Genomic DNA, 8531 nt, shown 5'->3' with positions numbered 1-8531 from the left:
GGGCCGTGCTGCCGGTTCCGGGCTCGTCCGACCCCGTCGACGGCGCCACCGCGAGCGGCTGGTCCGTGCGCAGTCGCTGGAAGAGCCTGCCCGCGTCGGGCTGCACCAGTTCGTCCCGATTGGGGTTGGCGGCGTACGGACGGCGAGGCACCGTCAGGAAGTTCACCTGGTCGGTCGGCACGCTCCGCAGCGCACGGGCCAGTTCGTACAGCCCGCGCAGCGACGCCAGCCCCGGGTCGGTGGTGACCGAGGACGTCGCCGCGTCCAGCAGCGGGTACAGCCTCCGCGGGTTCAGCAGCACGCCGTTGCTCTGCACCTTGTCGACCATCGAGGCCAGGAAGTGCTGCTGACGCTCCATCCGCTCGGTGTCGCTGCCGTCGCCCAGGCTGTACCGGGCGCGGACGAAGCCCAGGGCCTGCTCCCCGCGCAGGGTCTGCCGGCCCGCCGGGAGCCTCAGGCGCGCCCCGGAGTCGTTGACCGGCTGCCGCAGGCAGACCTCCACGCCGCCGATCGCGTCGACCATCCTCTTGAACCCGTCGAAGTCCACCACCATGTGGTGGTCGATCCGGATCCCGGTCAGCTTCTCCGCCGTACGGATCGTGCAGGCGGCCCCGCCCCGCTGGAACGCCCAGTTGAACTGCGCGAACTGCTCCGCGCTGCGGCTCCCGCCGGGCCCCAGGCAGCTCGGGATGTCCACCATCAGGTCACGGGGGATCGACACCGCCGTCGCGCTGCGGCGGTCGGCCGGCAGGTGCAGGAGGATGACGGTGTCCGAGCGCTGCGTGCCCCTGTCCCTGCCGTAGGAGGCGTTGCCGCTGCCCGCGCGGGAGTCCGAGCCGATGAGGAGGATGTTGCGGGAGCCGCTCGTGCCGGGTGCCGGGCGCTCCCGCTCGTAGCGCTCCAGCTCGGCCGCCGCGGACGTGTCCGAGGTGATGTTCGCGTCGAGCTTGCGGTACAGCCACCAGCCCGTGCCCGCCCCGAGCAGCACCAGCAGGGCCAGGCCGAGCCCGATCCAGCGCAGCAGGCGGCGCCGGCGGCGGCGCGGGGACTCCGGGGAGCCACCGGCCGCTTCCGGCCGCCTGCCAGGTATGCCTGCGCTGGATGTCACTCGCGTTCCGTCCCCTCGCCGGTCCGGCATGGGGTCGTACGTGTACGACCTGGACCGATCCTGCCCCCGGGTGTGCGGGGCGGCCCGGGGGCAGGGGGCTGTCCAGGGCTGAACGGGTGAAAAATGGGGCGGAGTGCGGCCTGCCGGCCGGTGGCTGCTGCGGTTCGCCGGCCCTCACGCCGACGTGTGCGTCACCCGTTCCGCTTCGGTGCGCTTCGCCAGGCCCTCCGCGTCCAGCCGGTCCAGGTGCCGGCACAGCACCACCGATCCGCCCGCGGCCAGCGCCGCGTACAGTCCGGCGGAGAGGCCCTTCCAGGTGTCGTAGCCGAGGCCGGACAGCAGCCGGGATCCGGGGCCCAGGCCCAGCTCTGCCGCGTCCGCCCGGGCCCGCTCGACGACCTCGGCGTGGCTGAGCTCCTCGCCGCCGACCGCCAGCCCCGGCTCGTCCGGGTCGACGGGGACGAACGGGGCGAAGCGGTCGCCCTGGGAGGGGACCTCCACCGCGTAGTCCGCGAACCCGGCCGGAGGCTGCGGGAACCGGCCGCCCAGCGGCCGCAGCGCGAGCGCGACCCGCTCGCCCGAGCACGCCGAAGCCGCCTCCAGGGTGTCCGGCCCGCTGACCACCACGTCCGCGCCGGCCGGGTCCCCGCCGACCTCGGCGACGACGCCGACCGAGGCGCAGGCGAGCAGCCAGACGGCGCTCTGCCAGTGCGCGGGGAGCAGGAGCGCGAGCCGGTCGCCCGGCCCGGCGGCCAGGTCGCCCTGGAGCAGGTTGGCGGTCTTGGCCACCCAATTGGCGAAGGTGGCGACGGACAATTCGACGCGCTCGCCCGTGGCGTCGTCGTAGAAGGTGACGAGAGGGCGGCCCGGATCGGCGGCGAGCGCGGATCGCAGCAGGTCGGCAGGGGTGCGGTCAGTGGCGTTCACCCGGCCCAGCGTACGCGGGGCGCTCCCCCGTACGGAGGCGCGCGGCTCATCCGTACGGGGGAGCGGGCCGGGCGGTGCCAGCAGACGGACCGTCAGTTCTCCGATGGCGGACCGCGCAGGGAGTGCCCAGCATCGCTTGCATGCGTGGATTCCTGTCTTCAGCGGTCGGTGTCGCGGCCGCCGCCGCCACACTTGCCCTGCCGCTCGCCCTGTCCGGGCCGGCTGCCGCCGCCTCCTCCTCCGGTGCTGCCGCCGCCTCCTCCGGTTCCGCCGCCCTTTCCGGTTCCGGGGCGGTTCCTCCAGCCGCCCCCGCCGGCTCCACCCAGTCGCTGCCCCTCGCCCCCCTCGGGGCGTCCTCCGACCGGGCGGCCGTGCCCCCCGCCGCCGGACTGCCCGAGGCGCGGGGCCTCGCCGCGCGGGAGGTCGAGCGGTTCTCGCTGGTCGGTGTCGTCTGGGACGACGCGGACGCCGAACTCCACGGCCGCGTCCAGGTCCGTACCCGCTCCGTCGGCACCGCGCTCTGGTCGGACTGGCAGGACGTCGAGACCCACAACGGCGAGCACGCCCCCGACCCCGACACCGCCGAACGCGGCACCGGCCCCGCCCGCGGCGCCACCGCCCCGCTGTGGGTGGGGGAGTCGGACGCCGTCGAGGTGCGCGTCGAGGCAGAGCGCCCCACTGCGCGCGCGCTGTCCGCGCGGCTCCCGTCCGGCCTGCGGATCGAGCTGGTCGACCCCGGAGCGCCGCCCGCGGGCGCCGCCGACGGGAAGAACGGCGCGGGCAGCGGCGGTCTGCCCGGCGACGACGACAAGGGGCCCGTGCTGGTGCCCGGCATGACCATGGAGACGGCGGAAGCCTCCTCCGCGAACGTCCCGCTGGCGCCCCTCGGCGCCGCGGAGATCGGCGCCCTCGACAAGGCCGACTCGACCGCCGACGCCGTCCTGACCGGCGAGGCCCGGCCCGGCGCCGCGGCCGCGCCCTACATCGGACCGCGCCCGAGGATCATCACCCGGCTGGGCTGGGGGGCCGACGAGAAGCTCAGGGAGAAGGCGTTCGTCTACACGAACACCGTCAAGGCCGCCTTCGTCCACCACACGGCGTCCGGGAACAACTACGCCTGCAAGGACGCGCCGGCCGTCATCCGCAGCATGTACCGCTACCACGTCGTCAGCAGCGGGTGGCGGGACATCGGCTACAACTTCCTCGTCGACAAGTGCGGCACCGTCTACGAGGGCCGCGCGGGCGGGGTCGCCCGGGCGGTGCTCGGCGCGCACACCATGGGCTTCAACACCGACAGCATGGGCATCGCGGTCATCGGCACCTTCACGGGCACGAACCCGCCGGCGCCCGCGGTGAAGTCCGTGGCGGCGCTCACGGCCTGGAAGCTGGGTCTGTTCAACCGGGACCCGCGATCGACGACCACGCTGAAGTCCGGGGGCGGGAACCGCTACCCCAAGGGCAGCAGCGTGAAGCTGAAGGTGATCTCCGGGCACCGCGACGGCTTCGCGACCGAGTGCCCCGGCAAGCTGCTGTACGGGCAGCTGCCCACCACCCGGACGGCATCGGCGAAGCTCCAGGGCAGGTGAGGAGGCGGTCTCCCGGCAGCCCCGGCGGCAGGCGGGGCCGCCCGGGGCCGGCGCGCGGGGCCGGCGGGTCCCGCCCGCCGGCCCGCTCCCGCTGCCCCGCTCCGGCCGGCCGGGATGCGGCTACGCTCGTGGCATGGCCGGCCGATTCGATCCCCTGACCCGCGCCGCCGTGCGCGGCGGGCGGACCGGTGTGCCCGCCGCGCGGCAGGCCGCCGCGGCGGCGGGCGGGGCGCTGAGCCGGGTCTGGGATCCCGGCGGGCCGGTCGACCTCGGGCTGACGCTCGGGCCGCTGCGGCGGGGGCCGGGGGATCCGACCTTCCGGGTCGGCGGGGACGGGTCCGTGTGGCGTACGACGCGTACTCCGCAGGGGCCCGCGACGCTGAGGGTGTCCGCCGACCGCAGTGCAGGGCGGGTGAAGGGCGAGGCGTGGGGGGCCGGGGCCGAGTGGGTGCTCGATGCGCTTCCCGCGCTGCTGGGTGCCGGTGACGATCCGGCTGCGTTCGTACCGCGCCACCGGCTGGTGCACGAGAGCCACCGGAGGCGGCCCGGGCTGCGGCTGACCCGTACGGGGCTCGTGCTGGAGGTGCTCGTGCCGACGGTGCTGGAGCAGAAGGTCACCGCGGACGAGGCCTACCGGTCCTGGCGGCGGCTCGTACGGGCGCACGGTGAAGCCGCGCCCGGGCCCGAGGCCGGGCTGTGCGTGGTGCCGGACGCGCGGACCTGGGCGATGGTGCCGTCGTGGGAGTGGCACCGGGCCGGGGTCGACGGGAAGCGGTCGGCGACGATCGTGCGGGCCGCGCGGGTCGCGGCCCGGCTGGAGGAGGCGGCGGCCATGCCGCCCGGCGAGGCGGCCGCGCGGCTGGAGGCCGTGCCCGGCATCGGGCCGTGGACCTCCGCCGAGACCCTGCAGCGCAGCAACGGCGATGCCGACGCCGTGACCACCGGCGATCTTCACCTGCCGGGGATCATCGGGTACGCGCTGGCCGGGAACCGGGACGCCGACGACGCGGTGATGCTGGAGCTGCTCGCCCCCTACGCGGGGCAGCGGCACCGGGCGGCCCGGCTGGTGCTGCTCGCCGGGCGGACCCCGCCGCGGCGGGCGCCTCGGATGTACCGGAGCGACATTTCGCTGATCTAGCGCCGTGGCCGGAAGGGCTTTCCGGCCACGGCAGCGGGCCGTTTAGCGGACCTCGATGAACTCGTCGGGGATGCGCGCCGGGCGGGGGCGCGCGGGTTCGGCGGGGCGGCCGATCGCCACCGCGCCCATCGGGTCCCAGGAGTCCGGGAGGGCCAGGACCTTGCGGACCACGTCGCGGCAGAACATCGTCGAGGACACCCACGCCGAGCCCAGGCGCTCGGCGGCGAGGGCGACCAGGAAGTTCTGCACGCCCGCGCCCGTGGCGACGACGAACATCTCCCGCTCCGCCGCGTCGCGGCGGGCGTGGCCGTACTGGTGGGCGCCGTCGGTGACCATGCACGGGACGGCCAGGTACGGGGCGTTGCGCAGGACGTCGCCGCGGCGGACGCGCCTGGCGATGGACTCCTCCGACCTGCCGTCGCGGCGCAGGTCGGCGATCCACGCGTCGCGCATCGCGTCCAGGAGCTCCAGGCGGGCCGTCTGCGATTCGAGGAGGACGAAGCGCCAGGGGGTGGTGTGGTGCGGTGCCGGGGCGGTGAGGGCGGCGGCGACGGCGCGGCGGACCGCGGCCGGGTCCACCGGGTCGTCCGTGAAGGCGCGGACCGTGCGGCGCTGGGTCACGGCCTGCCGTACGGCCTCGGAGGTGCCCAGGCGGAACATGTCGTCCTCGGCGCGGCGGACCAGCAGGGCTGCCGTGGCGTCGCCGCCGACCAGGTGGGACAGGCCGCGGACCACGGCCACAGGCCGGTTGGCGGCCTTGCCCTTGGCCAGGTCGCCGGCCGCGGCCAGCTCGTCGGCGGTGGCGACGACCGTCGCGGTGAGCGGGTTGCCGTGGGTGTCCGTGCCGCCGCGGAGGTCGTGCAGGACGCGCACGCCCGCGGAGCCGATGGCGATGTCCGTCAGGCCGGTGCGCCACGGGCGGCCCGCGGTGTCGGTGATCACGACGCCCACGTCGACGGAGAGCAGGCGGGCCAGGCCCGTCCGGATCGCGGCGGCCGAGGCGTCCGGGTCCTCGGGGAGGAGGAGGACCGTGCCGGGGGCGGTGTTGGAGGCGTCCACGCCGGCCGCCGCCATGACCAGGCCCTGGCGGTTCTGCACGATGCGCAGGGTGCCGCGGCGGGCGACCACGCGGACGGTCTCGGCGTCGATCGCCTCCTCGCGGGAGGCCGCCCGGACGATGCGGCCCTCGGCTTTGGAGACGATTTTCGAGGTGACGAGGAGGATGTCCCCGTCTCGGAGGTCCGGGGCGCTCGCGGCGATCAGACGGGCCAGGTCGTCGCCCGGCTCGACCTCCGGGATGCCGGGGACGGCGCGGACCTCGTACGCGGTCACCGGGCGGCCTCGGCCATGGCCAGGGCGGCGCGGGCCATCGCCGCCGTGGCTTCGGTGTCGGTCATCATCAGGGGCACGGCACGGCAGGTGATCCCGGCGGCCTCGACGTCGGAGACGGCGTCGGCGTCGGCGGTGTCGACGAGCCAGCCGTCGAGGAGGCCGGCGCCGTAGTGGCGGGCGACGGCCGCCGCGGTGGACTCCACACCGACGGCGGCGAGGACCTTGTCGGCCATGCCGCGCACCGGGGCCCCGCCGACGATCGGGGAGAGGCCGACGACCGGGGCGGCGGCGCCGGCGACGGCTTCGCGGATGCCGGGGACGGCGAGGATCGTGCCGATCGAGACGACCGGGTTGGACGGCGGGAGGAGGATCACGTCGGCGGCGGCCAGGGCCTCCAGGACGCCGGGAGCGGGCTTGGCCTGGTCGGCGCCGACGGGGACGACGGCCTCGGCGTCCAGTGATGCGCGCAGGCGCACCCAGTACTCCTGGAAGTGGACGACGCGGCGTTCGCCGTTCTCGGTGACGGCGACGTGGGTCTCGACGCGGTCGTCCGACATGGGCAGGAGGCGGACCCCCGGCTGCCAGCGGTCGCAGAGCGCCTCGGTGACCGCGCTGAGCGGGTAGCCGGCGGCGAGCATCTGCGTACGGACGATGTGCGTGGCGAAGTCGCGGTCGCCGAGCCCGAACCAGGTCGGGCCCACGCCGTACGCGGCGAGCTCCTCCTTGACGGTGAACGACTCGTCGGCGCGGCCCCAGCCCTGGTCCTCGTTGATGCCCCCGCCCAGGGTGTACATCACGGTGTCCAGGTCGGGGCACACCTTGAGCCCGAACAGGTGGATGTCGTCACCGGTGTTGCCGATGACCGTGATCTCCGCCGCGGGGGCCGCGGCCTTCAGTCCGCGGAGGAAGCGGGCGCCGCCGATGCCGCCGGCCAGAACAACAATGCGCATGCAGCGAAGTCTGACAGGCGTCAGACGCGGACGGTCTCCGGGTGGGCCGGGTGGCAGTTGTGCATCGGCATGGCCTGGAGCCCGGGGAAGTAGACGTGCAGGCTGACCGCGCCTTCGAGGGTGTCGTTGACGACCTCGTGCGCGTAGCCCGGGGCGAAGACGCGCTGCGCGCCCGCGCCGAGGGTGAGGGTGCCGCGGGTGCCGCGCTCGGTGAGTTCGCCCTCCAGGACCGTCCAGACGCCGGACGACGGCCCGTGGTCGTGGAAGCCGCTGCCCTGGCCGGGAACCCAGCTGAGCAGCCACACCTCGTAGCCGGTCGGGGAGCCGGGGGAGGGGGCGACGGAGCGCAGGCGGTGGTACCAGCGGGTGGTGGCGTCGTAGCGGACCAGGTGCTCCCAGCTCGCGCGGTCGGCGGCGATGGAGCGGGCCAGGCCGGCGAACTCGGCGACGGTGGCGGGGTGTTCGCGCGCCGGCTGGAGCAGGTGCGGTACGGAGAGGATGTCGCCGGCGATCTGGAGGTCGCTCTCGATGACGGCAGGGGCGGCGGCGGAGTCGCGCATCACGGGGGTCCTAGACGGGTGTCAGTGGGTGGTCGCTGTGGCGGGGGCCGGAAAGGAGCAGGGCTCCTGGGGCATCAACAGCCGCAACAGCAACAGCGAACCTGGGCAGCGCGCAGGAACCCACGAACGGGGGTCCGGAAGGCGGCTGCGGTCACTGACATGGGGACAAGGAGACCGGCTGCGGGGCCGGACTGTCAACCCAATGCCCGTTTTGGTCGAAAAGGTTCAACTGATCCGGTTAACCGGGACGGAGAAAGGTTTGTGCAGACGAATGCAGGGCACACCGCGTGCCGAGATACCGTCTCGCGCCGCCTCAAACTTATGTGGCCAACTCGTGACCGGAATGTGATCTGCGCCGCTTCTGCGGCCGGATCGCAACCGCCGCCCGGGGGGCCGCGTATGTCACGGGTGGGTGTGGGTGGAGTGGTACTCGTGGCAACTGTCACGATTTTTGGCGATATCAACACTTTCTGCATAGCCTTGGTTCCGCAGAGTGAATAAGGGCCCCAATAGCAGATCCCGGCTTGACTGCGCTGGAGCCCCCCACTTGTAATTTCACTCGTGTCGTTACGTAGCGATGAGTGACGACGGCCACGGGGATGCACAGACAGAGCGAGGGGCGCACATGACCGAGCTGTTTCAGGAACTGCTGGTCGAGGAAGCGGACGAAGAGCTCGGATGGCAGGAGCGCGCGCTGTGCGCCCAGACCGACCCCGAGTCCTTCTTCCCCGAGAAGGGCGGCTCCACCCGAGAGGCCAAGAAGGTCTGCCTGGCCTGCGAAGTCCGGTCCGAATGCCTGGAGTACGCCCTCGCCAACGACGAGCGGTTCGGCATCTGGGGCGGCCTCTCGGAGCGGGAGCGCCGCCGCCTGAAGAAGGCCGCCGTCTGACCCCCGCCGCAGCGGCCCCGGGACCCCGCCCCGACCCCGTC

8 protein-coding genes are annotated in these 8531 nt (G+C 74.3%); 3 read left to right on the top strand and 5 right to left on the bottom strand.

What is annotated here, in order from left to right; translation table 11 throughout:
- The coding region (locus tag EF903_RS23635; protein WP_260615830.1) for an LCP family protein at window positions 1–1108 on the bottom strand (1108 nt) is incomplete at its 3' end.
- Window positions 1109–1282: 174 nt separating this feature from the next.
- Entirely contained in the window at window positions 1283–2035 is a 753-nt protein-coding gene (locus EF903_RS23630; RefSeq protein WP_125546312.1) for a TIGR03089 family protein, read from the bottom strand.
- Window positions 2036–2175: 140 nt separating this feature from the next.
- On the opposite strand from EF903_RS23630, the gene EF903_RS23625 reads away from it, so the two are divergent.
- Complete coding sequence (locus EF903_RS23625) at window positions 2176–3621, top strand: peptidoglycan recognition protein (RefSeq protein ID WP_125546310.1); 1446 nt, start codon at window positions 2176–2178, stop codon at window positions 3619–3621.
- Between the two features lie 133 nt (window positions 3622–3754).
- Window positions 3755–4759, top strand: a complete 1005-nt coding sequence (locus EF903_RS23620) for a DNA-3-methyladenine glycosylase (protein WP_125546308.1) — start codon at window positions 3755–3757, stop codon at window positions 4757–4759.
- A 42-nt stretch (window positions 4760–4801) separates the two neighbouring features.
- Here EF903_RS23620 and EF903_RS23615 read toward each other — a convergent pair whose 3' ends face one another.
- The 3 genes from EF903_RS23615 to EF903_RS23605 are packed head-to-tail and all read right to left on the bottom strand — an operon-like array spanning window position 4802 to window position 7601.
- A complete protein-coding gene (locus EF903_RS23615; RefSeq protein WP_125546306.1) occupies window positions 4802–6091 on the bottom strand; it encodes a coenzyme F420-0:L-glutamate ligase in 1290 nt (429 codons plus the stop codon).
- Window positions 6088–7041 (bottom strand): 2-phospho-L-lactate transferase, encoded by a 954-nt coding sequence (gene cofD, locus EF903_RS23610; RefSeq protein WP_125546304.1) that lies wholly within the window; start codon window positions 7039–7041, stop codon window positions 6088–6090. The genes EF903_RS23615 and cofD overlap by 4 nt, the downstream gene beginning before the upstream one ends.
- Window positions 7042–7061: 20 nt before the next feature.
- Window positions 7062–7601, bottom strand: coding sequence for a cysteine dioxygenase family protein (locus EF903_RS23605; protein WP_125546302.1), 540 nt, complete (start codon window positions 7599–7601; stop codon window positions 7062–7064).
- A 625-nt stretch (window positions 7602–8226) separates the two neighbouring features.
- Between EF903_RS23605 and EF903_RS23600 the strand changes: the two genes are divergently transcribed.
- A complete protein-coding gene (locus tag EF903_RS23600) occupies window positions 8227–8490 on the top strand; it encodes a WhiB family transcriptional regulator (protein ID WP_003983763.1) in 264 nt (87 codons plus the stop codon).
- Window positions 8491–8531: the final 41 nt, after the last annotated feature.

This window comes from Streptomyces sp. WAC05292 (genome assembly GCF_003949955.1).
Taxonomy (GTDB): domain Bacteria; phylum Actinomycetota; class Actinomycetes; order Streptomycetales; family Streptomycetaceae; genus Streptomyces; species Streptomyces globosus.
Note: the sequence above shows the minus strand (reverse complement) of the source record. Positions and strands in the feature narration are given on the sequence as shown.